Below are 24,734 nucleotides of genomic sequence, written 5' to 3' on the forward strand. Positions count from 1 at the left end.
GCCACGTTACCGCAGTGCGGGGCGTTTCAACCGTGCAGCCACTGCACGCCGTGCACCTGGGCGATGCCCAGCCCGGGCCCAGTGCCAATCTCGATCACGGCGTCGTCGAAGCGGGTGGTGCCGCTGACCGGATCGAACGCGCACAGTGCCGGCCCGTCCAGGTCGACCAGGCCGATCGCATCGGCGCGGGCCACGGCCAGGTGCGCGGCGGCGGCCACGCTGATGCTGGTCTCGATCATGCAGCCGATCATGCACGGCACACCGTGCACGGCGGCGATATCGGCCATGCGCAGGGCATTGGACAGGCCGCCGGTCTTCATCAGCTTGATGTTGAAGATGTCGGCGGCACGGCGCTGGATCAGCTCCATGGCCTGGCGCGGCCCGAACGCGCTTTCGTCGGCCAGCACCGGCGTGGCGATGCGCCCGCAGATATAGGCCAGCCCGGCCACATCGGCGGCCTTCACCGGCTGCTCCAGCAGTTCCAGTGCGATGCCATCGGCTTCCAGACGGTGCATCGCCTGCACGGCCTGCTTGGCGGTCCAGCCCTGGTTGGCATCCAGGCGCAGTGTGGCCCGGCCGGCTACGGCACGGTCGATCGCCCGCACCCGCGCGATGTCCTCGCGGATGTCCTTGCCGACCTTGATCTTCAGCGCCGTGTAGCCGCGATCAAGCGCGGCCAGCGACTGCGCCACCATCGTGTCCACGGTATCCACGCTGATGGTGATGTCCGTGCGCAACCGGGGCGTTCCGCCGCCCAGCAGCTGGTACAGCGGCGCACCGTGCAGCTGCGCCCACAGGTCGTACAGCGCGATCTCCACGGCGGCCTTGGCGCTGGTGTTGCGTTCCATCGCCCCCTGCACCATCGCGCACAAGCGGTTGAGATCGGCCACGGGCTGGTCGATCAGGCACGGCGCGAGGTGCTGGCGGATGGCGGCGATGATCGAACCGTGCGTATCGCCGGTGATCACCGCCGTGGCGGCCGCTTCACCGTGGCCGGTGTGGCCGCTGTCGGTGCGGATCACCACCACCACGCTCTCGGCCGCGTCCACCGTGCGCAGCGCCGTCCTGAACGGCGTCTTCAACGGCACACGCAGCATGCCCAGGTCGATGGCGGTGATCTTCATTCGCGGATTTTCAATGGGGTGCGCAAGCGCACGATATGGGTGATGCGGTCGATGTAGCGCGCGCTGTCGCTGGCCAGCATCGGCTCCAGCGGGGTGACCGAGACGCCGTTGAGGCGGGCCTGCACGTGCGTGCCGTCGCCGTCGCGCCAGCTGCCGCCGGCCACATCGTGGATGACCCAGGTGCGGCCATCGACGTGGCCCAGCGTCAGCATCACATGGCCGGGGATGTAGACCAGATCGCCGGTCTGTGCGGCGGCCACGGCGCGGTCGCGGTGGACAGTATCATCGCCGGCGCCAAAGGGCAGGCTGTCAAGCGCCGGGCTGCTGGCCTGCGCACCGGTATTGCGCGGCAGCAGCACGCCGAAGCTGCGGTAGATTTCCGAGATGAAGCCGCTGCAGTCGCGCGCGTTGTAGTCGTGGCCCCAGCCGTAGCGTTCGCCGAGGAACTTGAAGGCCTGCTGCAGCAGCAGGCGCGGGGTCAGCGGCAGGTAGTCGGGGGCGGTGTCCTGCGAGCGCGGCAGCAGGGCCGGACGCAGTGCCAGCCGACCGTCGGCCTCGCGCACCGGCAACTGCACCACCCAGCCGGCATGCGGTTGCTGGCCGTTCACGGGGGTACCGGCCGGCCAGTCGGCCAGCACCGGCACGCGCACGCCCATCTCCAACTGCAGCTGCGACAGCCGTGGTTCTTCCGGGGTGAAGGCAGTGTGCGCCACCGCACCGGTGACGATGCGGTAGGGGCCCTGCGTGCCATAGCCGAGCACGGTGGCCTTGTCGCCGCTGGCGACCGAACCGGCGTCGATCCACGCGCTGTAGCGCTGGCTGTGCACGAACAGCCAGCGGCCGTCGGCGCTGCGGTGGATGATCGCCACGGCATCGCCGGGGAACAGCGCCGATTCCTGGAAGCGGTCGATATCGGTGTCGCCCGGCGTGCTGAACACCCGCGTATCGGTAGGGAAGGTGCGCAAGGCAGCGCGCTTCACTACCAGGCCGTACTGCGGCGCTACCTGTGCGGCGATTGCCGCCACGCCCAGGTTGGCCTCGATCGACGCGCGCAGCGCTGCCGTGATGGGCTGGCCCCGGTCGTCATAGAGAGGCCATGTCGGCCAGATCGACAGCGCGCTGACGCTGGCGCGCACCTGCGCGGCGGTCAGCTGCGGGGGCAGGGCGGCGATGTCCTGGATGTGTGCGTCCTGCGTGCGCATACGCGCGTTCTGCGCGTTGATCTGCGTGCGGTCCAGGAGGGGGGTATCAGCGTTGTCCAGCCGTGCGGCCCAGTACTGCGGGGTCAGGTAGGCCTCGTGCAGGCCGATCACATACGGCAGCGGCGCGCCGGGATCAGGTGCCTGCGGCGCCTGCGCAGAGGCCGGTACGGCCAGCAGGCACAGGGCCAGAGTGAACCGGCGCGGCCAGTGCCGAGGTGCAGCGAGCGATTGATTCATGCGCAACGCTCCCTATCGAATCCGTTGGAACATGTGGCGGGGGCCCGCGCCGGCCTTTACGGCGTCGCCGGCGCCTGCTGGGCGATTTGCGCGTCCAGTGCAGCGCGGTCGGCCCAGACCGTGCCGCAGTGGCCGCAGCCCCAGATCGGTGGGCGCAGGGTTTCAACATGGCTGACCAGACCGTCGCAACCGGGCTCCGGGCAGGGGATGGCCGGTGTTGCGTCCGCTGTACTGGCCAGCGGGCGCTTACCGGTATGTGGATCGAAATCGCCATAGCTGCCGCAGCGGGTGCACTCGATCATCACCAGGCGCATGCCTTTGGCGCGGGACTGCTGCAGCAGCGCAAGGCCTGCGGCGTCCGGCACGAACGGCGCGCTGCACTGGGGGCAACGCAGGTGAGTCTGTTCCATCCCGCACGGGCTCCGGTTGTCGGCGAACTGTTTTGGAATGCTTATTCCTTTCATCTACGAAATCAAGAATAAATAACTTACCCCCTGTCTGGCCCGTGTTGCACAGCCGTTGGCACCCGTGCTGGGGAAGTGTCGCTGTGGATCCGGCCGTTCGCAAACCGCGTCTGCCTGCCGCCGCAGGCCTGTGTGCGCGCTGCTGCTGACGAAGCCGCAGCGGAATCCGCCGTACGCCGCTGGGTTCCCGACCTGGCCGATGCCGAGCTCGCGCGCAGGGATCAGCTCGGCCCGATCGAACACCTGGATATCGACGGCACCCGCTGGTACTCCCAGCGTGCGCCTTCCAACCTGGGTGCTGGCACAGATGGCCCATCTGTTGACGCAGCCCCTGACAAGACAGTTGCTACTGCCCGCCATCCCACGGAATGCCGCTCTTGCCTTTGACGTTGCCGTCGCATTGGGCAGGTGCAGGGCTGCAAGCCCTGCCGATACCCTTACACTCATTACCGCCTCCCAACTGCCCACCCGCATGAACCTTCCTCTGCACTTCGGCCTGCTCGGCACCCTGGAAGCCGGTGCCATCGCCCTGCTGGTCGGGCTGCTGGTGTACTTCCTGTGGCACCACCTGTGCCGCCTGCTGCGCTGGTCGGTCGGCCATGCCATCGGCTGGTCGTGCGTGATCGCCGTGGCCATCGCCGCCGGCACGGATGCGTGGAAGCTGTTCTACATGGGCATCGTTCGGCTGGAATCGCCGCTGTATGCGCGCCTGTTCCTGGCCACCATCCATGACCCGAACGAACTCGGCTCGCGCGTGGTGCTGGAAATCGCCGGTGCGTTGAGTGGTGTTGCGCTGGGGTGGCTGGTGTTCAGTTCGCGCTCATCGTCCAAAACCGAGGCCTGACGCAGGTTTTTCGTTCGCGTGCGGTTAAATCCGCGCGTATTGAATGCGTGCCTTACTCCCTGCTCACGCATGGCTTACAACCGCGCTAACGCACGCACGGCGTTCGGTGGTTAACCGTGCGTGTTCGCGCCGGTTGCAGCGCAAAAGCGATTCACAAAACCGGTGGCAGGGTGGGTGCCGTGCGGACACAACAGGCCGCGCATCACCACCCCAACGGAGACCCACCTGATGACTATTCGCAACCGCAAGCCCCTGATCGCCCTGGTCATCGCCGCGGGCAGCCTGCTGGCCCTGCCGGCCATGGCGCAGAGCGCACAGCAGCAGGCCGCGCAGGCACAGTCCCAGGCCGCGCAGGCGCAGCAGGCTGCTGCGCAGGCGGGCCAGGCCGCAACCCAGGCCACTGATTCGGCCGCCGCTGCTTCCGCGCAGGCCAACGGCGGCGGTGGCGGCCAGACCTGGGCCAGCATCGATACCGATGGCAACGGCACCATCAGCAAGGCCGAAGCCCAGGTCAACGCCGGCCTGGCCCAGGTGTTCGACCAGGCCGACACCAACAAGGACGGCCAGCTGACGCCGGACGAGTACAAGGCGTTCGTGCAGTCCCAGCAGGGCGCTGCCGGGGCCGCGCAGGGCAACTGATCCGTTCATCGGGCGCATGGGCCCAATGGAACCCGGGCGGCTGCGGCCGCCCGGGTTTTTTCCGCAACCGGCCAGCCTGTATCCTTGGCCGATGAACACCCCCACGCCTGCGCCGTCGCGCGCCATCGGCCTGGTTGGTTTTGACGGTGACGACACGCTGTGGAAGAGCGAGGACTACTACCGCAAGGCTGAACAGGATTACCTGGACCTGCTGTCGCGCTACATCGATGTGCACGATACCCAGACCGCCCGGCACCTGCTGGAAGTACAGCAGCGCCACCTGGGCACGTTCGGCTACGGCGTAAAGAGCATGGCGCTGTCGATGATCGAAGCGTCCATCGAGATCACCGGCCAGCGCATCGAGGCGCGCGACATCCAGCGCATCCTGGACATCGGCCATGCCACCCTGCGCCACCCGGTGGAGCTGATCGAGGGCGTACGCGAGTCGGTGGCGAAGATCGCCGCCGAGTATCCGGTGGTGCTGATCACCAAGGGCGACCTGTTCCACCAGGAAGCCAAGATCAAGGTCGCTGACCTGCACGACCTGTTCCCGCGCATCGAGATCGTGTCCGAGAAGGACCCGCAGACCTATGCCCGCGTGCTGGCCGAGTTCGACCTGCCGATGGAGCGCTTCGTGATGGTTGGCAATTCGCTGCGCTCGGACATCGAGCCGGTGGTTACCTTGGGCGGCTGGGGCATCCATACCCCGTACGCGGTGACCTGGGCGCACGAGACCCAGCATGGTGTGGCCGACGATGAACCGCGCATGGTCAACGCCGATACCGCCTGGGACTGGCCGGCTGCGCTGGCCACCATCGAGGCCAAGGCCGCCGCGGCGGCCTGACAGGGCACGGCGGCTGCGGCAGAATCGGCACATGGCCCTGCTGCTGCGACCGCTGTTGCTGTCCCTGCTGCTGGTGCCGGCCCTGGCGCCGGCCCAGCAGACCGCCGAGCGTTCCGACGCCTACCAGGTGGACACCGGCGATGCCTGGCTGGATGCCCAGCTGGCCGACATCAACCATTACGCCGAGCGCTACCCGGATGCCTTCCTGGATGAGGTGGCGCGCTACAGCGGCGTGTCGCGCGGCTACGTGGCCGCGCTGCTGTACAGCCACGGTTGGCAGGCCGGGGATATCTACTTCGCCTGTTTCTGGGCCAAGGCCAGCGGCCAGAGCTGCCGCGATAGCGTGCGCGCCTTCAGCCAGGACCCCGACGGTGGCTGGGAGGCGGTGGTCCGGCGCCTGCCGGTGAAGCCGCAGAACCTGCACCTGCGCGCGGTGCGCCATGCCGTGGTGGCCAGCTTCGGCCACTGGGACCGGCCGATCAGCCTGGATGCCACCTTGAAGCGGCAGCTGGGCAAATGACGCGTGCGTGCGCCCGCCGGGCATGACCGGGCGCTACCGGTTCCCATGTTGCTCTGCATATCGCCGCCGCCGCGCGCTCCGGCGACAATACCGGTTCTGGCTGTTCCCCGTTCCCGTAATCGAGTGACTGATGAGCGCCCCTTTCGTTTCGCCTGATGTGATCCGTCGCCTGTTCGCCCAGGCCATGTCCCGCATGTACCGCACCGAAGTGCCGCTGTACGGCACGCTGGTGGAGCTGGTGGAGCGCATCAACGCGCAGGTGCTGGCCGACGACCCGGTACTGGCCGCGCAGCTGCAGCGCAACGATGAGCGCGCCCGCCTGGATGAGGAACGCCACGGCGCCATCCGTGTCGGCACGGTGGAGGAGCTGGCGACCCTGCGCCGCCTGTTCGCGGTGATGGGCATGTACCCGGTGGGCTACTACGACCTGTCGGTGGCCGGCGTGCCCGTGCATTCCACCGCGTTCCGCCCGCTTACCGCCGCGGCGCTGGCGCAGAACCCGTTCCGCGTGTTCACCTCGCTGCTGCGCCTGGAACTGATCGAAGACGAAGCGCTGCGCGCGCAGTCCGCGCAGATCCTCGCGCGCCGCCGCATCTTCACCGACGACGCGCTGGCGCTGATCGAACAGGCCGAGCGTGACGGTGGGCTGTCGCAGGCCGATGCCGAGCGCTTCGTCGCTGGTGCGCTGGAAACCTTCCGCTGGCACGGCGATGCCACCGTGGACCTGCCCACCTACCACGCCCTGCACGACGCCCACCGGCTGATCGCCGACGTGGTCAGCTTCCGTGGCCCGCACATCAACCACCTCACCCCGCGCACGCTGGATATCGATGCCGCACAGGTGGCGATGATCGAGCAGGGCATGGCGGCCAAGGCGGTGATCGAAGGCCCACCGCGGCGCGCCTGTCCGATCCTGCTGCGGCAGACCAGCTTCAAGGCGCTGGAAGAGGCCGTGCACTTCCCTGATGGACAGGGCGGCGATGCCGGCACCCATACCGCGCGCTTCGGCGAGATCGAACAGCGCGGCCTGGCGCTGACCCGCAAGGGCCGCGCGCTGTACGATCAGCTGCTGTCGCAGGCCCGCGAAACGGGCGGTGCAGGCAGCACCGGTGGCGACTATGGGCAGCGCCTGCAGGCGGTGTTCGCCGCGTTCCCGGATGACCATGACACCCTGCGCCAGGAGGGCCTGGGGTTCTACCGCTACCAGCTGACCGAAGCCGGCCGCGCCGACCCCGCGCGCGTGGCCGACCTGCCGGCGGAGGTGCTGGTGGCCAGCGGCCTGGCCACGGCCGACCCGATTGTCTACGAGGATTTCCTGCCGGTCAGCGCCGCGGGCATCTTCCAGTCCAACCTGGGCGGCGAAGAACAGCGCGCGTATGCGGCGCAGGCCAACCGCGAGGCCTTCGAGCAGGCGCTGGGCGTGGCGGTGAATGACGAGTTCGAGATCTACGCGCAGCTGCAGGCCGACTCGCTGGCGGCGCTCCGCACCTGATCGGCACCGCTTGGGTGCGTGTGGTGGGTGCGGACCAAGGTCCGCACCCACCGGAAGCCGGCAGCGCCGGGCCCTGCCCGGCGAACCGGAGATCAGGCCTTCATCGTGCCGGTATCCAGCCAGCGCTGGTGCCAGGACAACGCTTCGGGCAGCAGGTGCGGGGTGTGCTTGCCGTAGCTTTCGCGGCTGGCACGGTCGAAGTAGTCCTGCAGCTGCGCGCGGAAATCCGGGTGCGCGCAGTTGTCGATCAGCACCTGCGCGCGCTTGCGCGGGGTCAGCCCGCGCAGATCGGCCAGGCCCTGTTCGGTGACGATCACCGACACATCGTGCTCGGTGTGGTCCACATGGCTGGCCATCGGCACGATGGCCGAGATGGTGCCGCCCTTGGCCGTGGACGGGCTCAGGAACGCGGACAGGAAGCCGTTGCGCGCGAAGTCGCCCGAGCCGCCGATGCCGTTCATGATCCGCGTGCCCATCACGTGCGTCGAATTGACGTTGCCGTAGATGTCCACCTCGATCATGCCGTTCATGCCGATGCAGCCCAAGCGGCGCACCAGCTCGGGATGGTTGGAGATTTCCTGCGTGCGCATGATGATGCGCTCACGGTAGAAATCGATGTTCTGCTTGAACGTCTCATTGGCCTGTGGGCTCAGCGCGAAGCCGGTGCACGAGGCATGGCTGAGCACGCCGTCGCGCAGCAGGTCGAGCATGCCGTCCTGGATCACCTCGGTGAACGCGGTCAGATCACGGAAACCGCTCCTGGCCAGGCCGGCCAGCACCGCGTTGGGAATGTTGCCCACGCCCGACTGCAGCGGCAGCAGGTTCGGCGGCAGGCGGCCGTGCTTCACTTCGTACTTGAGGAAGTCGATCAGGTGCGCGGCGATCTGCTCGCTGGTCGCATCGATCGGGCTGAACGGACTGTTGCGGTCCGGGCCGTTGGTGCGCACCACCGCCACGATCTTGTCCGGGTCGCAGCGCAGCGCGGTATCGCCGATGCGGTCATTGGCGTTGACCAGCGGAATCGGCTTGCGGTGCGGCGGCAGCGCGGTGCCGTAGTAGATGTCATGCATGCCGTCCACGCCGGCCGGCTGCCATTCGTTGACCTCGACGATCACCTTCTTGGCCAGGTCCAGCCAGGTCTTGTTGTTGCCCACCGAGGTGGAGGGCACCAGCGAACCATCCTCGCGGATGGCCGACACTTCGATCACCGCCGTGTCGATCTGGCCATAGAAACCGAACCACACGTGCTGGGCGACATGGCTCAGGTGGATGTCGATGTAATCCAGCTTGCCCTCGTTGATGCGGTTGCGCGCATCCGGGTCGCTCTGGAACGGCATGCGCATGGCGATGCCATCGGCCTTGGCCAGCGCGCCGTCCAGTTCCGGGGCGGTGGACGCGCCGGTCATCAGCTTGATCTGGAACGGCTGGCCCTGGGCATGCACGGCCTCGATACGACGGGCCAGCTCGACCGGCACGGCCTTGGGATAACCCGAACCGGTGAAGCCGCTCATGGCCACGGTTTCACCGGGCTGGATCAGCGCGGCGGCGGCCTCGGCAGAGACCACGCGGTCGCGAAGACGCGCGTTGGCGATGCGATCAACAGACATGAGGACACTGTTTCATGGGGGAAACCGGATTATCCGCCATGCACCGTACGGTGGGGTGTTCTACCTTGGTGGGATGGCGGCCACCGGGGGGGCGTGGGTGGCCATCGGGGAATATCACAGGACATTCTCCGCCGGGCGTGGCGGACATACGCCCGGCGGCCGCTGCGTATCCTGAATTCGGGGCATGGGATTTTGTTTTGCAGTGCAGCGTGCAAACCGCCGCCAGACCCCGCACGATGGCCCTGCATCCCGACGTGGGGGAGGGAGCAGAGCCCGCTGGCAGTTCGCTGCAAGCGGGCTTTTTTATTGCCTGACGGTCAGGGCCACGCGGTGGCAGGGCAGCCGAGCGCTGCCAATGACGGCACTACCGGCCTTTCCGTTACCACACCGGCCGCAGCAACGCGCCGGCGTTGGCAAAGCGATCCGGCGCCGCGAGAATCAGCGCATGACCCTCGCTCCCGCTGAACTGCCCGCCGCCCTGAAGCCCACCGTCGAGCGTGCACTGGCCCGCCTGACCCAGGCGCTGCCCGAGCCGATCCCGACAGAATGGCTGCCGGCAGTCACCCGCCTGGCCATCGCCAGTGATTTCGCCCTGGATACCCTGGTGCGCCAGCCCGGCCTGCTGGCGCAGCTGGCCGCGCCCGGTTGCCCGCCGCTGCCGGCACCGGTGCTGGACCCGCTGCAGCCCAGCGACTGGCCGGCGCACCTGCGGCGCTGGCGTGCGGCGATGTCCACCCGCCTGGTCTGGCGTGATCTGGAAGGGCTGGATGATGTGCCGCAGACCCTGGCCGGGGCCACCCTGCTGGCCGAGCAGTGCCTGGCGCTGGCGCTGGCGGCGCTGTCCCAGGAATTCGCGCAGCGCCACGGCGTGGTGCGCGATGCGCAGGGGCAGCCGCAGCAACTGGTGGTGTTCGGCCTGGGCAAGCTGGGCGGGGGAGAACTGAACTTCAGCTCGGATATCGATCTGGTCTACGCCTACCCGCAGGCCGGTGAATCCGATGGTGCCCGCCCGCTGGCAGCCGAGGAATACTTCGCGCGCCTGGGCCAGCGCCTGGCCAAGCTGCTGGATGAAACCACGGTGGATGGCTTCAGCCATCGCGTGGATCTGCGCCTGCGCCCGTTCGGCTCGGCCGGGCGCGTCGCGCTGTCCTTCGCGGCGATGGACCAGTACTTCCAGCGCGAAGGACGCGACTGGGAACGCTATGCCTGGCTGAAGGCGCGCGCGGTGGCCGGCGATACCGCCGCCGGTGAAGCGTGGCTGCAGACGCTGCGCCCGTTCGTCTACCGCCGCTACCTGGATTTCACTGCACTGGATGGCCTGCGCGAGATGAAGGCGGCGATCACCGCCGAAGTCGCGCGCCGCGAGCTGCACGAGGACATCAAGCGCGGCGCGGGGGGCATCCGCGAGATTGAATTCCTGTGCCAGGCGCTGCAGCTGATCCGTGGCGGGCGTGAGCCGGCGCTGCGCGAACGTCGCCTGCTGGTGGCGCTGCCGGCGCTGGTGGAGGGGGGCCAGATCGCCGCCGAGGACGGCGCTGCGCTGCGCGAGGCCTACCTGTTCCTGCGCCGGCTGGAAAACCGCCTGCAGATGCTGCGCGATGCACAGACGCACGTGCTGCCGGCCGATGCGCTGGACCGCCAGCGCATTGCCGTCGGCCTGGGCTACCCGGACTGGGACGTGCTGCGTGCAGCCCTGGCCGAACAGCAGGCGCGGGTCAGTACCGAATTCGGCGCGCTGCTGGCCCCGCGCCAGGGCCAGGCTGCACCGGACGCGCTGGCCAACTACTGGCGCAGCCTGCCCGAAGGCAGCGATGCGCAGGTACTGGCCGAGGCCGGCTTCCTCGATGCCGGCGGCGCGGATCAGTCACTGCGCGATTTCGCCCAGTCGCTGGGGGTCAAATCGCTGTCCGACGTGGCGCGTGCGCGGTTGGACCGCGTATTGCCGGCGCTGCTGCACGCCGCCACGCGCTCACCGCAGGCCGACGCCGCACTCAAGCGCGTGCTGGGCCTGCTGCAGGCCGTGCTGCGCCGGACCAGCTATTTGGCGCTGCTGGACGAACAACCCAGCGCACTGGCGCGGCTGGTGGACGTGCTGGCGCGCAGCGCGCTGCTGGCCGAACGGCTGGCGGCCTATCCGCTGCTGCTGGATGAACTGCTGGACGTACGCGTGTCCGGGCCGATGCCCGATGCGGCCGCCATGCTGGCCGAGTGCCAGCAGGTGCTGGCGGTGGATGACCCGGAAGCCGCGCTGCGCTGGCTCAACGAGATCCGCCTGGCGCTGAGTTTCCGCATGGCCATGGCCACGCTCGACGGCCGCCAGGGCGCGGTTGACAGCACCCGCCAACTGGCCGAACTGGCCCAGGCGGTGGTGGTGACCGTGCTGGCGATGGCCGAGGCCGACCTGCGTGCCGCGCACGGCGACATTCCCGGTGGGCGCTTTGCGATCATCGGCTACGGCAGCCTGGGCGGGCTGGAACTGGGCTTCGGCTCGGATCTGGATCTGGTGTTCCTGCACGACCACGCCGCCGATGTGGACGCCAGCGACGGCCCGCGCCCGCTGGAACCGGGGCGCTGGTACGCGCGGCTGGCGCAGAAGGTGATGGCGCTGCTGGGTGCGGTCACCGCCGCCGGGCGCCTGTACGACATCGACGTGCGCCTGCGCCCGGATGGCGGCAAGGGCGCACTGGTGTCTTCGCTGGCCAGCTACACCGATTATCAGCGCGAACGCGCGTGGACCTGGGAACACCAGGCGCTGGTGCGCGCCCGCGGCGTGGCCGGCGATGCCACCTTGCTGGCCGACTTCGAGCAGGTGCGCGCGCAGACGCTGGGCCGCGTGCGTGACCGCGACACGCTGTATGCCGACGTGCTGAAGATGCGTGCGCGCATGCGTACCGAACTGGACCGCAGCGATGCCGCGCGGCTGGACCTGAAGCAGGGTGCCGGCGGTGTGGTGGACATGGAATTCCTGTTGCAGACCGGCGTGCTCGATCGTGCTGCACAGCACCCCGAACTGCTGCCGCCGCGCGCCACCCCGGCGCTGATCGATGCACTGGCCGATGCCGGTTTCCTGCCGGAGCGCACGGCGCAGGCGTTGCACGCAGCGCATGCCACGCTGCTGGAGGTCGGCCTGGCCTGCACGCTGGACCGCCGTCCACGGCTGGCACCGACCACCCCGGCCATCGAACAGGCCTGCGCAGCGATCAGCGCGGCCTGCGCCACGGCCGGGTTGGCATTCGGGTAATCCGCAGCAGAACGAAGCGTGTGTAGCGCCACGCCATGCGTGGCTGCACCCGGCGAGCACCGCGCAGCCACCCATGGGGTGGCTCTACAGCGGGCGGGTCTGGCGCTTGTGTAGTGCCACGTCATGCGTGGCTGTTTTGGGTAGGCATCGCGCAGCCACCCATGGGGTGGCTCTACAGCAGGCGGGTCTGGTGCTTGTGTAGTGCCACGCCATGCGTGGCTGTTTTGGGTAGGCATCGCGCAGCCACCCATGGGGTGGCTCTACAGCGGGGGGCGGGTCTGGCGCTTGTGTAGTGCCACGCCATGCGTGGCTGTTTTGGGTAGGCACCGCACAGCCACCCATGGGGTGGCTCTACAGCAGGCGGGTCTGGCGTTTGTGTAGTGCCACGCCATGCGTGGCTGTTTTGGGTAGGCACCGCGCAGCCACCCATGGGGTGGCTCTACCCTGGTGATCGGTGCCGCACCACGGTGTTACCGCGCCGGGGCCATCTTCCACAGCAGGGCGCGGAACGGGGCCAGCAGGCAGATGCCCATCGCCAGCTTCACCGCCAGATCGCCGGCGGCCCAGCTCAGCCACGGCAGCGATGAGCCGGCAAAGGCGATCGACCAGAAAATCGTGGTGTCCACCGTGGCGCTGCAGGTGGTGGCCACCATCGGTGCGCGCCACCAGCTGCCCTGGCGCAGGCGGTCGAACACGGTGATGTCCAGCAGCTGCGCCACGATGAAGGCCGAGCACGAGGCCACCGCGATGCGCGGCGTGGCCACCCAGACCGACAGCACCACCGCCACCGCGAAGCCGGCCCATGCCACGCGGCGCGCCGGGCCGGGGCCGAAGCGGCGGTTGATCAGGTTGCTGACCAGGAACGCGACCGGGTAGCTGAAGGCCCCCCAGGTCAGCCAGTCGTTGATCGGGTACTGCACCAGCACGTTGGAGCCCAGCACCACCGCGCCCATGGCCAGCACCGCCAGCACCAGCGCACGCGCGGTCAGCGGGGCAAACACAGGGGAAGGACGCACAGGCATGGCGAGCCGGGGGAGGTGTGGGGACCGCGCATTATCCGCCCGCAGCGGCGCCGGGGCCACCGGCGCCGTTCAGGCAGCGGCCGGGGTCACCAGGTGGCGGTGGTGTTGTCGTTGGCCGCGTAGGCCGTGGGCACATAGGCCAGCGGCGTGTCGGCCGTGTCACGCACCGTCCAGCCGGAACCGGCCGGGGTGGGGCTGAAGTGCACGGTCTGGCCCACGGCGAACGCCGCTGCCGGGTCCTGCCCGGTCACCGCCGGCCACTTCAGTGTGGCGGTCTGGTCGGCATGGCCGGGGACCTGCAGCTGCACCTGGCGGCCGCCTTCCTTGCGGTCTTCCACGGCTGTGACTTCCATCGGCGGCAGCTCGGCGGCCTTGGTGCGTTCCGGGGTGGCCGGCGTGTCCTTGCCCTGCGACGCCGCGGTGGAGTACTCGAACATCCGTGCCGACATGGCCAGCGGCATCGAAACGACGATCACCGAGGTGATGACCATGCTGGCCTCGCTGCTGTTCATTTCACCGGCATGGGTGGTGGGGGCCAGGGCCGTGGTGGCAGCCAGCAGCACGGCGGCGGTGCAGGCGGAAAAACGAAGGTTCATCGCAGTCTCCTTGTTCAAGGGGCGGGCGGCGCGGCGCCGTCCACTTTCACGTGCGGGATGGCCAGTTCCTGCTGCAGCGTGTCGCGGGCGCGCAGGAAATCGAACACCGATTCCACGGTCACCACCGAGTAGTTGCCGGAAATGCGTTCACCGGCCGGGTGGTCGGTGGTGGTGGCGTTGGCCACGAACAGGCGTGCGCCCAGGCGCTTGCCCAGCCCCAGGTGCAGCTTGCTGGGCAGGTAGTCGTGCGTGCGCAGCCACTGCTGGGCCTGGCTGCGGTTGATGATGGGGGCATCACCGTTGGCCTGCGCCATCGCCGCGGCCAGCACTTCCAGGATCCACTGGTTGGAATTCTGGTAATCGGTGGCGAACGGGTAGGCCACCACGTTGTACTTCGGTTCGTGCAGCACGCGCGGCTGGATGGCCGGGGCGGCCAGCATCGCCTTCAGCGCGGCACGCACGGCTGGGGTCGGCACGCCGATGCGCAGGTCGGTATGGCCGCCGCTTTCACCGATGAAATTGCCCAGCCCTTCGCGGTACAGCTGCGAGTGGTCGGTCTTGCAGCGGTTGAGCAGGTGGATGGCGCGCCAGCGGCCGTCGGCTTCGCGCAGCAGGAAGGCCAGATGGCTGTGGCGCAGGCCGTAGCGGCTCAGGTCCTGGCCACCGCGCGCGGCAATCACCACGTCCACGTTGTCCAGGGCATCCAGACGTTCGCCGGTCACCCAGGCCACATCGAACATCGCCGCCTGCGCGGGCACGCTGGGAATGCGTTCGTTGCAGACCGCGCTCTGCGCACCGGCGGTATGGGCCGTGCCCAGCAGCACGCCCGCCAGCAGGGCCATGCGCAGCAACGGGGGGGCAGTACGCTCCATGTACAGGTCTCCAGGCGGGCCGGTCTGCCCGCCCGCGCATCATAGCGCTGCTGTCAGCGCCGGGATCAGTGCGAGACGCCCTTGCTTTCCAGCTCCTTGCGGCAGGTATCGCTGATGGGGGCCAGCGCGTGCGGGGGCAGGCTGCCATCGCGCGTGCGGGGCTGTGCCCGGCTGGCATCCAGCTGCTGCTGGCACTGCCAGGAAATGGCTTCCAGTTCGGTGGGGGTGCTGGCACAGGCGGACAGCAGGGCCAGGGGCAGCAACAGCAGAATTCGCATGGGGAAACCCAGTCCGGCGGGATGGCTGGACTCTACCGGGGCAGCCGGATGGAAATGTTCAAAAATCGGTAGCTGCCGGGGGCGCGGGGGAAACATCAGTGCGTGGTACCTGCAGCCCAAGCCGGGCCACTACCTCCGCGGCGATCCGCGAGGTTTCGCGCAGCGGGGCAATCCCGTCGTGATCCCACTCCAGCCAGCCCGCCTGCAGGCGACCGCGCTCGCGCAGCGCGCGCTGGAAATGCAGCAACCGGCCCTGCACGGCATCGGCCAGCGCGACGCAGACCGGCAGGCGCGTCGCGCAGGCCTCGGACAGCAGGTTCACCGAATCGGGTGAGACCACCACGCGGTCGGCCCAGCCCAGCAGGCCGGCATAGGGGTTCACGCCATCGCCGCCGTCGCCCCAGATCACGTTCGGAACGTCGGCGGCCATCGCGCGCAGGCGCTCGGCCAGTGCCGGCGGTGTGCGCCGGGAGGTGGTGGCCAGCAGGCTGCCACCCTCGGCACGCAGCTGCGCGACCACCTGCCCGAACACCTGCACCATCGCGCGTTCGTCCCAGGGGGCCAATGGTGTCGGTCCGCCCACCAGCAGGGCAGTGCGCGGGCCGGGCAGGGCACCGAAATCGGCGAAGGCCGCCCGGCCCAGCGCCAGCCAGTCATCGCTGACCGGGTTGAGGCTGCCCAGCAGGGTCAGCACGTTGCCGCCGCGCAGGCGGTCGTGCTCGGGTACCACCACCAGATCCCAGTGGCGGGCGCTGATGCGCGGGTCCAGCACCTGCACCACGCGGCTGCCGTGCGCGCGCAGTACACGCAGGGCCCCGGCGGCCTGGCGGCCACAGCCGATCGCCAGCGCCGGCGGGTCCTGCAACGCGGCTGCAAAGGCATCCCCATAGCCGTGCCGGTCACCGGGCAGGCGGCGCGGGGCCAGCCAGCGCCAGGGCGCGCGCGGCTGCAGGGTCAGCGGATGGTGCACGCCCAGCCGCAGGGCCGAGGCCAGCGCCACGGCCTGGCGGACATTGCCGGCACGGCCGTCCGTGACCGTCCACGGGGCGCTCGATCGTTTCACCATTGGCATTAATTCGTTTCAGCCCTGCTGGGTGTTGCAACAGTCGCGACACTCTACACTGCCGGACATTCTTACGCGCCGCACCGCCCCCACCGGCGCGGCCCTGCTGCCATTGGAGGTTTCCTGATGTCCACCGCGCTCGACGCTGCCGCCCTCGACCAGCTGTTCCGTACTGCCCGCACCCAGAACGCCTTCCTCGATACCCCGGTGGAAGACAGCCAGCTGCATGCCCTGTACGACCTGCTGAAGTGGGCCCCGACGGCCGCCAACGGCAGCCCGGCGCGCTTCGTGTTCGTGAAGTCGGCCGAGGCCAAGGCCAAGCTGGCCCCGGCCCTGTCCGAAGGCAACCACGACAAGACGCTGGCCGCGCCGGTCACCGTCATCGTCGCCTTCGACCAGGATTTCCACGAAAAGCTGCCGTATCTGTTCCCGCACGCCGACGCCAAGGCCTGGTTCGACGGCCCGCGTGAAGGCCGCCACGAAGGCGCGTTCCGCAATGGCAGCCTGCAGGGCGCCTACCTGATCCTGGCCGCGCGTGCGCTGGGCCTGGATGCCGGCCCGATGTCCGGCTTCGACAATGCCAAGGTGGACGAGGCGTTCTTCGCCGGCACGCCCCTCAAGTCGAACTTCCTGGTCAACCTGGGGTACGGTGATCCCTCGGGCCTGTTCCCGCGCCTGCCGCGCCTGTCCTTCGACGAGGCCGCGCGCATCGCGTAAGCGTTGTACCGGTTCAACGCCCGCCTGCCCGGCGGGTCGCGTTTTGTCTGTACCGTCTGCTGCACCGCGCGTGTCCCCACCCAACGATCCGGAGAGACCCTGAAATGAGCACCACCCGCAAACTGCTGCTGCCGCTGGCCCTGACCCTGGCCATCGCCGCCTGCTCCAAGCCGGCCGACACCGCTGCCCCGGCCGCCGATGCCGCCGCTCCGCCCGCCACCGAACAGCCGGCCGCCACCCCGGCCGCTGATGCTGCCGCTGCTGCCCCGGCCGCCGAAGCGATCCAGATCGCCTCGGGCACCTACAAGCTGGACCCCACCCACACCGACGTGCTGGCCCAGTGGAGCCACTTCGGTTTCTCGCACCCCAGCGCCCACTTCGGCAACGCCGAAGGCACCCTGGTGTACGACGCCACCGACGTGACCAAGTCCACCGTAGAAGTGAAGCTGCCGCTGAGCGGCCTGAACAGCTTCACCGCCAAGTTCGACGAGCACCTGAAGAGCGCCGATTTCTTCGACGCCGCCAAGTTCCCGGCCGCCACCTTCAAGAGCACCAAGGTGGAAGCCGCCGGCACCAACAAGCTGACCGTCACCGGTGACCTGACCATCAAGGACATCACCAAGCCGGTCACCCTGGATGTGACCATCAACGGCGGTGGCGAGCACCCGATGGCCAAGGTGCCGGCTGCCGGCTTCGATGCCACCACCACCCTCAAGCGCAGCGATTTCGGCGTGGGTGCCTACGCCCCGAACGTCAGCGATGAAGTGAAGATCCGCATCACCACCGAAGCCACCGGCGAAAAGCCGGCCGCTTGATGCACCCCGCTCACTCGTCGTGAGAAGGCAGAAGGCCCGCTGGAAAGCGGGCCTTCTTTTTGGGAGATGCCGCGCTGCGCGCGATCATCGATCAGCAAACGACGCTGCCGTCATGCCGTCGCTGCTTACTTCACCGCCTGCAGCCACATCCCGGCCACATCGCTGGGGCTCTGCTTGGGCTTCACCGGCAACGCCGTCACGCGCACGAAGGTCTGCGCGGCCTGGGCCAGCACCTGGCGGGCGATCAGGGCGGCCTGCTTCACCGTGGCCTGCTGCTTGCGCAGCTGCACGATATGCACCGACGGGCGCCCCACCGGGGCGTATTTCTGGTCGCGGCGCAGGATGTCGGCCACCTGGCCCACTTCATGTTCGGCCCGCAGGTAGCGCTGCTGTGCGGCCACCAGTTCGCGCAGCGGGGCGCGCAGGGCGGCCGGATCGGCGAAGGCGGCCAGTGCGGCATCGCAGGCGTCGTCGTCCTGCAGGCGTGCCTGCAGCGCGTCCAGGCCGGCCAGGGTCAGTTTGCCCATGGTGGGCCTCGTTGGTACGGAAAAGGGCCGCGATTGTCGCATTGTCCGCTTGCATGGGGCCAAATCCTGCCGTGGCGGGAAGGGCGGTGCCCGCTGCCGTTACCATGGCAGCGACGGCAGGACAGCCAAGGAGCAGCACATGCAGGACGCACAGTACTGGTGGGGCGAATTCTGGACCGGGTTGAGCGTGTTCGACCTGGTGGCGGGTACGGTGCTGGGCAGCGTGGTCGGGCTGGCGCTGGGCATTGCCTGGTGGCGGGTGATGCACCGGCGCGGCTGGCTGGCACGCCGCCGCCGCTGGCACCACCTGCTGGTCGGCAGCCAGGTGGTGCTGCTGCCGCTGGCCGTGGCGTTCTTCGGCCTGCAGGTGGGCTTTACCGCCGGTGCCCATCGCGCGCTGTTCAAGCAGCTCGATCACTTCCAGCCGCACCTGCAAACGCTGGTCGGCGGCTGGGGCGAAGGGCTCGGCAACGCACTGGAGGACGAGCGCATGCGCCAGGCGCTGCGCAGCGAAGGCACGGTAGGCGATGTGGCCGATGCGGTGGTGGCCGCCTACCTCAGCGAGCACCCGCTGCCGGGCGTGGAGCGCCTGGGTGACGGGCCGGTAGGGCGCGCGGCCGGCTGGGTGATCGGCAAGGTCCGTGCCGGGGTGATGCGCGGCGTGGTGGAAGACACCCTGGTCGAACAGGCCGGCCGGGTGGGGCTGGAATCGGGCGTGGTGCGCGAAGCGCTGGGCATGCACGTGGCCGAGCTGCTGCATACGCGCGGCGCGCTGCGGCTGGTGAAAGCCCAGATCAACGGCATGATGCCGGGCGTGTACGTGGGCCTGTTGTTGCCGCTGGCGCTGATCGCGCTGCTGGTGGCGCTGGAAATCGTGGCGGCACACCGTTTCCGGTGGCTGCCGGCCCGCGTGCCGGCGCCCGCCCCCGCAGGGACAGGGCGCTGACCCGGGGCCGCGCGGTGCCCCTCAATCGCCGTCGGTATCGTCCGGGTGCGCCTTCCAGTAGCCGGTCGAGCGGATCCAGTCGCGGGGCACGCCCAGGTGGCCTTCGATGAACTTGCGCATCATCCGCGCGCGGCGTGATTCGGTGGCGATCCAGAAGAACACATCGCCTTCGGGCTCCTCGAAATCGGTCAGCGCGTCTTCCAGCAGCGTGCTGCTGGCGGCCGGGAAACCGTTGCGCTCCAGCCAGTGGATGCGCACGTTCTCATCCTGCGGCAGGTCCTGGCGCTCGTCCTCGTCGGCCACTTCGATGAACACCTCGGCCACCGCGCCCTCGGGCAGGATGTCCAGCCAACGGGCGATGGCCGGCAGCGCGGTTTCATCGCCGATCAGCACATAGGCGTCGTAGTCGTCGGCGACCACGAACGAACCGCGCGGGCCGCCGATGTACAGCGTATCGCCGGGCTGGGCGGCCGCGGCCCACGGGCCGGCGATGCCGTCATCGCCGTGCAGCACGAAGTCGATGGCCAGCTCGCCGGCGTCCAGGTCCCAGGCGCGCGGGGTGTAATCGCGGGCGGGGGAATGTTCCTTGCCCTCGGGGTAGCGCGGGCCCTCGGCGGTCATGGTCGGCAGCACCATCTCGCCGCTGCGGTTGGGGAAGAACAGCTTGATGTGGTCGTCCGGGCCGGGCGACTGGAAGCCGGCCAGGTCGGCACCGCCCAGCACCACCCGGCGCATGTGGGGGGTGACCGGTTCGGTGCGCAGCACCTTCAGTTCGCGGAAGCGCACGTCCAGGCGCACGCGCTTGTTGTCATGGGTCGTCATTGCAGTACCTGCAGCAGTGGGGTCGCGCACGGGGCGCGGCATCGGGGGTGACCTGGCTGGATCAGTCTGGCTGGGTCGTTGAAGGGGGTTGGTCGGCCAACGGGCCGTTGAGCAGGGCGGTGGCACGGGCCAGCTGGGCGGCCACCTGCACCGCCTCGCCCTCGCGCCAGCGGCCGTGGTGCAGCACCAGCGCCCGCTTGAACTCGCGCAGGGCATCGCGCAGCTCCGGCGGCAGCGCGGCCTTGGTCACCTCGCGCACGCGGTCCATCGCCCGGCGCTGCGCGGCGCGCACCTGCGGGCGCTGCAGTTCCAGTTCGGCCCGCCCGGCCTCGGTGATGCGGAAGCGGCGGCGGCCGTCCTCATCCTCGGCCACGATCCAGCCGGCCTGGTCGAAGCTGGCCAGCAGCGGGTACATCGTGCCGGCGCTGGGGGTGTAGACCTGCCCGAACAGCGCCGCGATGTGCTGGATCAGCTCGTACCCGTGCCGTGGCTGCTCGCCCAGCAGGGCCAGTACCAGCAGGCGCAGGTCACCGCGGGTGAGCATGCGCTGGCCGCCGCGGCGTGGGCGCTCCGGACGCAGGTCGGTGGGGTCGGGGAGGTCCATTTCGATATATCGGTAACGAGTGCGCAAACGATATATCGATAGACGTGCGAACGACAAGCATCCCCAACACCGGCCGGCGGTGGCGTTCAGCGGGCGGACGGGGAATGCCGGCCCCACCGGGCCCTCGTTGAAAGGGCCGGTGGGGCGGCAGGGCACGGGTGGAAGGGGCGGCCTCCCCGGCGGGCGTGCCAAGCCGCACGGGGATCAGAACCAACGGCAGGCGTGCACGGGCGGCGGCATTGCCTGACAGGCGATACCCAGCGTCTACCCAGCGGACGGGGCAGGTCTAGAGGCAATGGCGACAGTCAATGACGCCTGGTGCACTTGATCCGTCAGCGCCTTCCCATCGCGCACAGGGCTTGCCCCACAACGGTCATCGCCATCGGCAACACTCCGTCCTGCCGATGGAAGCAGCCTGCCCAGCGGTGCCATCCAGGCACCCCGCGCCTGCCTGCGAACACGCCACGGTGCGGCAGAAGGTGGCTGTTGCGCTGCCCCGAGGCTGTCCCGGACAGGCTGTGCGGACACGGGTCTGTTGCTCCATACGCCAGCGTAGCCAAGTGACGAAAGCCCTTGGTGCGCTACACTTTGCGGTCTAGAAATCCAAACACAGTCGCGCGCGTGCGTGCGGTAATGGGAGCGCTAATGAACTGGTTGAACGAGCTGCTGAACAACGACCCGAACCCTGTTGAAAGCCAGGAGTGGATCGAGTCGTTGAAGGCCGTGATTGATGTCGAGGGCCCCGAGCGCGCGCATCAACTGTTGGAAGGCATGGTGGAACTGACCCGTCGTTCGGGTGCGTACCTGCCGTTCTCCCCCACCACCGAGTACGTCAATACGATCGAGCCGCAGCTGGAGGCCAAGAGCCCGGGCAATGCCGATCTGGAATGGCGCATCCGTTCGATCATCCGCTGGAATGCGATGGCCACGGTGGTCCGTGCCAACCGCAAGCCGGGCGACCTGGGCGGCCACATCGCCTCCTTCGCCTCCGGCGCCACCCTGTATGACGTGGGCTTCAACCACTTCTGGCGCGCCCCGAGCGACAGCCACCCGGGCGACCTGCTGTTCATCCAGGGCCACAGCGCCCCGGGCATCTACTCGCGCGCCTTCCTGGAAGGCCGCATCAGCGAAGAGCAGCTGGACAAGTTCCGCATGGAAGTGGACGGCGGTGGCCTGTCGTCCTACCCGCACCCGTGGCTGATGCCGGACTTCTGGCAGACCCCGACCGTGTCGATGGGCCTGGGCCCGCTGGCGGCGATCTACCAGGCGCAGTTCATGAAGTACCTGGAAAACCGCGGCCTGATCGAAAAGAGCGACCGCAAGGTGTGGTGCTTCATCGGCGACGGTGAATCGGACGAGCCGGAAACCCTGGGCGCCATCGCCCTGGCCGGCCGTGAAGGCCTGGACAACCTGATCTTCGTGGTGAACTGCAACCTGCAGCGCCTGGACGGCCCGGTGCGCGGCAACGGCAAGATCATCCAGGAACTGGAAGGCGTGTTCCGTGGCGGCGGCTGGAATGTCATCAAGCTGCTGTGGGGCGGTTACTGGGATGCCCTGCTGGCCAAGGACACCAATGGCGTCCTGAAGAAGCTGATGATGGAAACCGTCGACGGCGAATACCAGAACTGCAAGGCCTTCGGCGGCGCGTACACGCGCGAGCATTTCTTCGGCAAGTACCCGGAAACCGCCGCAATGGTGGCCGGCCTGAGCGACGACGACATCTGGCGCCTGAACCGTGGCGGCCACGACCCGCACAAGGTGTACGCCGCCTACCACCAGGCCGTGAACACCAAGGGCATGCCGACCGTCATCCTGGCCAAGACGGTCAAGGGCTACGGCATGGGCAGCGCCGGTGAATCGCTGAACCCGACCCACCAGACCAAGAAGCTGGACGACGAAGCGGTCAAGCACTTCCGCGACCGCTTCAACATTCCGGTGACCGACGCGCAGCTGGCCGATGGCCAGGTGCCGTTCTACCACCCGGGCCCGGATTCGCCGGAAGTGAAGTACCTGCAGGAACGCCGTGCCGCCCTGGGTGGCTACCTGCCGCAGCGCCGCCAGAAGGCCAGCAAGAGCTTCAACGCGCCGAAGCTGGAAACCTACGAGCGCCTGCTCAAGAGCAGCGGCGAGCGCACCTACTCCACCACCATGGCGTTCGTGCAGAGCCTGAACATCACCCTGCGTGACAAGGAACTGGGCCCGCACATCGTGCCGATCGTGGCCGACGAAGCCCGTACCTTCGGTATGGAAGGCCTGTTCCGCCAGATCGGCATCTATGCGCCGTTCGGCCAGAAGTACAAGCCGGTCGACGCCGACCAGCTGATGTTCTACCGCGAAGACCAGAGCGGCCAGGTGCTGCAGCAGGGCATCAGCGAGCCGGGTGCGATCAGCTCGTGGATGGCGGCCGGTACCAGCTACTCGGTCAGCAACGTGCCGATGCTGCCGTTCTACATCTACTACTCGATGTTCGGCTTCCAGCGCGTGGGCGACATTGCCTGGCAGGCCGCCGACATGCGTACCCGCGGCTTCCTGCTGGGTGGCACCGCCGGCCGCACCACGCTGAACGGTGAAGGCCTGCAGCACGAAGATGGCTTCAGCCACCTGGTGGCCGGCGGCATTCCCAACGTGCGCAGCTACGACCCGACCTTCGGCTTCGAAGTGACGGTGATCCTGCAGCACGGCACCAAGGCCATGATGGAAGACCAGGTAGACGAGTATTACTACCTGACCCTGATGAACGAAAACTACGCCCACCCGGAAATGCCGGAAGGCGCAGCCGAAGGCATCGTCAAGGGCATGTACCTGCTGACCGACGCCGGCAAGCCGAAGAAGGGCGAACTGCGCGTGCAGCTGCTGGGTTCGGGCACCATCCTGCGTGAAGCCATTGCCGCCGCCGAACTGCTGGACAAGGACTTCGGCGTGACCGCCGATATCTGGTCCTGCCCGAGCTTCAACGAGCTGCGCCGCGATGGTTTCGACGCCGAACGCCACAACCGCTTCCACCCGGAAGGCGAACAGCGCAAGGCCTACGTGACCGAGCTGCTGGAAGGCCGCCAGGGCCCGGTGATTGCGGCCACTGACTACGTGCGTGCGTATGCGGACCAGATCCGCGCGTTCGTGCCGGGCACCTACACCGTGCTGGGCACCGATGGCTTCGGCCGTTCGGATACCCGTGCGAACCTGCGTCGCTTCTTCGAGGTTGACCGGTACTACATCGCGCACGCCGCGATTGCAGCGCTGGCGAAGGAAGGGAAGATGACGGGCAAGGATGTGGCCCGGGCGATCAAGCAGTACAAGATTGATCCGGAGAAGGCTAACCCTGTTGGGGTTTGATTGAAAAAAGGGACGGCAATCGCCGTCCCTTTTTTTACATGGGTGAGGGAGCACGGATGCTTGTAGAAGACTTCCCAGCTTTGTACCGATCTGCAGACGATCTCGCAGGACGTGAGCAGCGCCGGTTCTTTCTTTTGCTTCGATGCAACCTCGGCTTCTTGATTCTCGGAGCGGCACTCTCTTTCGGCTCAATTGATCATTGGGTGATCGCGCTCCTGCAGGCATTAGCGCTTCTTGCTGCGTTGGCGTTCTCAGTTGCGCTATATTTCATTAGGGCTGAGCGTATTTGGTACGCAGCCCGAGCATTGGCAGAATCAACGAAAACGCTCACATGGCGATTCCTATCACGTGCCGAGCCATTTGACGAGGCTGACGAGGACGCGGAAAGGTTACTTCAATGCCGCTTAGCAGCGACGCTTCATCAGAATAGAGAGCTTGCAGGTCGTTTCCAGAGCGACTTGGTAGGGCGTCAGATCACTGAGCAGATGCGTTCTCTCAGGAGCAACGACCTGGCTATGCGCGTTGCGACTTATCGGTCCCAGCGAATCTCGAATCAAAGGGCATGGTACGCGTCGAAGGCGAAGGAGAATTCTTCGCGCAGTAGGACATGCTTCGCTGTAGTTGTGGTCGCGAATATCGTCGCCGTTGCCTCGGCGCTCCTGAAGATAAAGTTTCCAGATTTTCAGTATTGGCCAACAGATGTCCTGGTCGCAATCGCGTCCGGGGCGCTGGCCTACCTGCAGTCAAAGCGATACTCTGAACTAGCCGCTTCGTATGCGTTAACAGCGCATGAGATTGGAATCGTAGAAGAGCAGCTTGCGCAGGTAAAGGGCGAGCGGGAATTCTCTCTATTCGTCGGAGATGCTGAGAATGCTTTTTCTAGGGAGCATACTCAGTGGGAGGCAAGAAAGGACATCTAACCAAG

23 protein-coding genes and 1 pseudogene are annotated in these 24,734 nt (G+C 67.9%); 12 read left to right on the forward strand and 12 right to left on the reverse strand.

Annotated features, from left to right (window positions below):
* Window positions 1-26: 26 nt before the first annotated feature.
* Genes Q9R17_RS10240 through Q9R17_RS10250 form a run of 3 tightly spaced genes read right to left on the reverse strand, consistent with a single transcriptional unit; the run spans window position 27 to window position 3,027 of the window.
* Window positions 27-1,124: a dipeptide epimerase gene (locus Q9R17_RS10240; RefSeq protein WP_308154541.1), complete on the reverse strand. Its 1,098-nt coding sequence runs from the start codon at window positions 1,122-1,124 to the stop codon at window positions 27-29.
* Window positions 1,121-2,563: an SH3 domain-containing protein gene (locus Q9R17_RS10245; RefSeq protein ID WP_308154542.1), complete on the reverse strand. Its 1,443-nt coding sequence runs from the start codon at window positions 2,561-2,563 to the stop codon at window positions 1,121-1,123. Before Q9R17_RS10245 ends, Q9R17_RS10240 begins: the two co-directional genes overlap by 4 nt.
* 56 nt (window positions 2,564-2,619) lie before the next feature.
* Window positions 2,620-3,027, reverse strand: coding sequence for a hypothetical protein (locus Q9R17_RS10250; RefSeq protein ID WP_308154543.1), 408 nt, complete (start codon window positions 3,025-3,027; stop codon window positions 2,620-2,622).
* Window positions 3,028-3,110: 83 nt separating this feature from the next.
* On the opposite strand from Q9R17_RS10250, the pseudogene Q9R17_RS10255 reads away from it, so the two are divergent.
* The 6 genes and pseudogenes from Q9R17_RS10255 to Q9R17_RS10280 form a co-directional block, all read left to right on the forward strand.
* Window positions 3,111-3,321: pseudogene (locus Q9R17_RS10255) on the forward strand (hypothetical protein); the annotation flags it as partial.
* A gap of 178 nt (window positions 3,322-3,499) precedes the next feature.
* Complete coding sequence (locus tag Q9R17_RS10260) at window positions 3,500-3,871, forward strand: hypothetical protein (protein ID WP_308154544.1); 372 nt, start codon at window positions 3,500-3,502, stop codon at window positions 3,869-3,871.
* Between the two features lie 228 nt (window positions 3,872-4,099).
* The gene (locus Q9R17_RS10265; protein ID WP_308154545.1) at window positions 4,100-4,510 is read left to right on the forward strand and encodes an EF-hand domain-containing protein; all 411 of its coding nucleotides are present in this window, start codon (window positions 4,100-4,102) and stop codon (window positions 4,508-4,510) included.
* A gap of 91 nt (window positions 4,511-4,601) precedes the next feature.
* Window positions 4,602-5,354, forward strand: a complete 753-nt coding sequence (locus tag Q9R17_RS10270) for an HAD family hydrolase (RefSeq protein ID WP_308154546.1) — start codon at window positions 4,602-4,604, stop codon at window positions 5,352-5,354.
* Between the two features lie 31 nt (window positions 5,355-5,385).
* On the forward strand, window positions 5,386-5,874 hold the full coding sequence (locus Q9R17_RS10275) for a hypothetical protein (RefSeq protein ID WP_308154547.1): 489 nt from the start codon (window positions 5,386-5,388) through the stop codon (window positions 5,872-5,874).
* A 130-nt stretch (window positions 5,875-6,004) separates the two neighbouring features.
* Window positions 6,005-7,366 (forward strand): VOC family protein, encoded by a 1,362-nt coding sequence (locus Q9R17_RS10280; RefSeq protein WP_308154548.1) that lies wholly within the window; start codon window positions 6,005-6,007, stop codon window positions 7,364-7,366.
* A 92-nt stretch (window positions 7,367-7,458) separates the two neighbouring features.
* On the opposite strand, the gene Q9R17_RS10285 is transcribed toward Q9R17_RS10280, so the two are convergent.
* Window positions 7,459-8,973, reverse strand: coding sequence for an acetyl-CoA hydrolase/transferase family protein (locus tag Q9R17_RS10285; RefSeq protein ID WP_308154549.1), 1,515 nt, complete (start codon window positions 8,971-8,973; stop codon window positions 7,459-7,461).
* 445 nt (window positions 8,974-9,418) lie between these two features.
* Here Q9R17_RS10285 and glnE point away from each other — a divergent pair, with 445 nt between their 5' ends.
* On the forward strand, window positions 9,419-12,214 hold the full coding sequence (glnE, locus tag Q9R17_RS10290; RefSeq protein WP_308154550.1) for a bifunctional [glutamate--ammonia ligase]-adenylyl-L-tyrosine phosphorylase/[glutamate--ammonia-ligase] adenylyltransferase: 2,796 nt from the start codon (window positions 9,419-9,421) through the stop codon (window positions 12,212-12,214).
* 470 nt (window positions 12,215-12,684) lie between these two features.
* On the opposite strand, the gene Q9R17_RS10295 is transcribed toward glnE, so the two are convergent.
* The 5 genes from Q9R17_RS10295 to Q9R17_RS10315 form a co-directional block, all read right to left on the reverse strand.
* Complete coding sequence (locus Q9R17_RS10295; protein ID WP_308154551.1) at window positions 12,685-13,236, reverse strand: queuosine precursor transporter; 552 nt, start codon at window positions 13,234-13,236, stop codon at window positions 12,685-12,687.
* An 86-nt stretch (window positions 13,237-13,322) separates the two neighbouring features.
* Window positions 13,323-13,832, reverse strand: coding sequence for a hypothetical protein (locus tag Q9R17_RS10300; protein WP_308154552.1), 510 nt, complete (start codon window positions 13,830-13,832; stop codon window positions 13,323-13,325).
* Window positions 13,833-13,846: 14 nt separating this feature from the next.
* Window positions 13,847-14,704, reverse strand: coding sequence for a DUF2145 domain-containing protein (locus tag Q9R17_RS10305; RefSeq protein WP_308154553.1), 858 nt, complete (start codon window positions 14,702-14,704; stop codon window positions 13,847-13,849).
* 65 nt (window positions 14,705-14,769) lie between these two features.
* Window positions 14,770-14,982: a hypothetical protein gene (locus Q9R17_RS10310; RefSeq protein ID WP_308154554.1), complete on the reverse strand. Its 213-nt coding sequence runs from the start codon at window positions 14,980-14,982 to the stop codon at window positions 14,770-14,772.
* A gap of 58 nt (window positions 14,983-15,040) precedes the next feature.
* Window positions 15,041-16,048 (reverse strand): mitochondrial fission ELM1 family protein, encoded by a 1,008-nt coding sequence (locus Q9R17_RS10315; RefSeq protein WP_308154555.1) that lies wholly within the window; start codon window positions 16,046-16,048, stop codon window positions 15,041-15,043.
* Window positions 16,049-16,171: 123 nt separating this feature from the next.
* Between Q9R17_RS10315 and Q9R17_RS10320 the strand changes: the two genes are divergently transcribed.
* Together Q9R17_RS10320 and Q9R17_RS10325 are read left to right on the forward strand one after the other, a co-directional pair.
* On the forward strand, window positions 16,172-16,762 hold the full coding sequence (locus tag Q9R17_RS10320) for a malonic semialdehyde reductase (protein WP_308154556.1): 591 nt from the start codon (window positions 16,172-16,174) through the stop codon (window positions 16,760-16,762).
* A 104-nt stretch (window positions 16,763-16,866) separates the two neighbouring features.
* Entirely contained in the window at window positions 16,867-17,577 is a 711-nt protein-coding gene (locus Q9R17_RS10325; RefSeq protein WP_308154557.1) for a YceI family protein, read from the forward strand.
* A 125-nt stretch (window positions 17,578-17,702) separates the two neighbouring features.
* Here Q9R17_RS10325 and Q9R17_RS10330 read toward each other — a convergent pair whose 3' ends face one another.
* On the reverse strand, window positions 17,703-18,104 hold the full coding sequence (locus Q9R17_RS10330; protein ID WP_308154558.1) for a hypothetical protein: 402 nt from the start codon (window positions 18,102-18,104) through the stop codon (window positions 17,703-17,705).
* A gap of 139 nt (window positions 18,105-18,243) precedes the next feature.
* Here Q9R17_RS10330 and Q9R17_RS10335 point away from each other — a divergent pair, with 139 nt between their 5' ends.
* Complete coding sequence (locus Q9R17_RS10335) at window positions 18,244-19,050, forward strand: hypothetical protein (protein ID WP_308154559.1); 807 nt, start codon at window positions 18,244-18,246, stop codon at window positions 19,048-19,050.
* 21 nt (window positions 19,051-19,071) lie between these two features.
* Here the strand turns inward: Q9R17_RS10335 and Q9R17_RS10340 are convergent, their stop codons facing one another.
* Both Q9R17_RS10340 and Q9R17_RS10345 read right to left on the reverse strand, forming a co-directional pair.
* Window positions 19,072-19,872, reverse strand: a complete 801-nt coding sequence (locus Q9R17_RS10340; RefSeq protein ID WP_308154560.1) for a siderophore-interacting protein — start codon at window positions 19,870-19,872, stop codon at window positions 19,072-19,074.
* Between the two features lie 61 nt (window positions 19,873-19,933).
* A complete protein-coding gene (locus Q9R17_RS10345; protein ID WP_308154561.1) occupies window positions 19,934-20,476 on the reverse strand; it encodes a helix-turn-helix transcriptional regulator in 543 nt (180 codons plus the stop codon).
* Between the two features lie 645 nt (window positions 20,477-21,121).
* On the opposite strand from Q9R17_RS10345, the gene aceE reads away from it, so the two are divergent.
* A complete protein-coding gene (gene aceE, locus Q9R17_RS10350) occupies window positions 21,122-23,809 on the forward strand; it encodes a pyruvate dehydrogenase (acetyl-transferring), homodimeric type (protein ID WP_308154562.1) in 2,688 nt (895 codons plus the stop codon).
* Between the two features lie 56 nt (window positions 23,810-23,865).
* Window positions 23,866-24,729 carry a DUF4231 domain-containing protein gene (locus Q9R17_RS10355; RefSeq protein ID WP_308154563.1) on the forward strand — a complete coding sequence of 288 codons (864 nt, stop codon included), beginning with the start codon at window positions 23,866-23,868 and terminating at the stop codon, window positions 24,727-24,729.
* Window positions 24,730-24,734: the final 5 nt, after the last annotated feature.

The sequence above is a fragment of the Stenotrophomonas sp. 24(2023) genome, from assembly GCF_030913365.1.
Lineage (GTDB): Bacteria > Pseudomonadota > Gammaproteobacteria > Xanthomonadales > Xanthomonadaceae > Stenotrophomonas.

Bases quoted from the DNA above. Each gene is read 5' to 3' on its own strand.
- Q9R17_RS10355 (WP_308154563.1), top strand. From the start codon at position 23,866: ATGCTTGTAGAAGACTTCCCAGCTTTGTACCGATCTGCAGACGATCTC.
- Q9R17_RS10305 (WP_308154553.1), bottom strand. From the start codon at position 14,704: ATGGAGCGTACTGCCCCCCCGTTGCTGCGCATGGCCCTGCTGGCGGGC.
- Q9R17_RS10280 (WP_308154548.1), top strand. From the start codon at position 6,005: ATGAGCGCCCCTTTCGTTTCGCCTGATGTGATCCGTCGCCTGTTCGCC.
- aceE (WP_308154562.1), top strand. From the start codon at position 21,122: ATGAACTGGTTGAACGAGCTGCTGAACAACGACCCGAACCCTGTTGAA.
- Q9R17_RS10345 (WP_308154561.1), bottom strand. From the start codon at position 20,476: ATGGACCTCCCCGACCCCACCGACCTGCGTCCGGAGCGCCCACGCCGC.
- Q9R17_RS10320 (WP_308154556.1), top strand. From the start codon at position 16,172: ATGTCCACCGCGCTCGACGCTGCCGCCCTCGACCAGCTGTTCCGTACT.
- Q9R17_RS10270 (WP_308154546.1), top strand. From the start codon at position 4,602: ATGAACACCCCCACGCCTGCGCCGTCGCGCGCCATCGGCCTGGTTGGT.
- Q9R17_RS10340 (WP_308154560.1), bottom strand. From the start codon at position 19,872: ATGACGACCCATGACAACAAGCGCGTGCGCCTGGACGTGCGCTTCCGC.
- Q9R17_RS10250 (WP_308154543.1), bottom strand. From the start codon at position 3,027: ATGAAAGGAATAAGCATTCCAAAACAGTTCGCCGACAACCGGAGCCCG.
- glnE (WP_308154550.1), top strand. From the start codon at position 9,419: ATGACCCTCGCTCCCGCTGAACTGCCCGCCGCCCTGAAGCCCACCGTC.
- Q9R17_RS10240 (WP_308154541.1), bottom strand. From the start codon at position 1,124: ATGAAGATCACCGCCATCGACCTGGGCATGCTGCGTGTGCCGTTGAAG.
- Q9R17_RS10335 (WP_308154559.1), top strand. From the start codon at position 18,244: ATGCAGGACGCACAGTACTGGTGGGGCGAATTCTGGACCGGGTTGAGC.
- Q9R17_RS10265 (WP_308154545.1), top strand. From the start codon at position 4,100: ATGACTATTCGCAACCGCAAGCCCCTGATCGCCCTGGTCATCGCCGCG.
- Q9R17_RS10285 (WP_308154549.1), bottom strand. From the start codon at position 8,973: ATGTCTGTTGATCGCATCGCCAACGCGCGTCTTCGCGACCGCGTGGTC.
- Q9R17_RS10300 (WP_308154552.1), bottom strand. From the start codon at position 13,832: ATGAACCTTCGTTTTTCCGCCTGCACCGCCGCCGTGCTGCTGGCTGCC.
- Q9R17_RS10325 (WP_308154557.1), top strand. From the start codon at position 16,867: ATGAGCACCACCCGCAAACTGCTGCTGCCGCTGGCCCTGACCCTGGCC.
- Q9R17_RS10315 (WP_308154555.1), bottom strand. From the start codon at position 16,048: ATGGTGAAACGATCGAGCGCCCCGTGGACGGTCACGGACGGCCGTGCC.
- Q9R17_RS10245 (WP_308154542.1), bottom strand. From the start codon at position 2,563: ATGAATCAATCGCTCGCTGCACCTCGGCACTGGCCGCGCCGGTTCACT.
- Q9R17_RS10295 (WP_308154551.1), bottom strand. From the start codon at position 13,236: ATGCCTGTGCGTCCTTCCCCTGTGTTTGCCCCGCTGACCGCGCGTGCG.
- Q9R17_RS10260 (WP_308154544.1), top strand. From the start codon at position 3,500: ATGAACCTTCCTCTGCACTTCGGCCTGCTCGGCACCCTGGAAGCCGGT.
- Q9R17_RS10275 (WP_308154547.1), top strand. From the start codon at position 5,386: ATGGCCCTGCTGCTGCGACCGCTGTTGCTGTCCCTGCTGCTGGTGCCG.
- Q9R17_RS10310 (WP_308154554.1), bottom strand. From the start codon at position 14,982: ATGCGAATTCTGCTGTTGCTGCCCCTGGCCCTGCTGTCCGCCTGTGCC.
- Q9R17_RS10330 (WP_308154558.1), bottom strand. From the start codon at position 18,104: ATGGGCAAACTGACCCTGGCCGGCCTGGACGCGCTGCAGGCACGCCTG.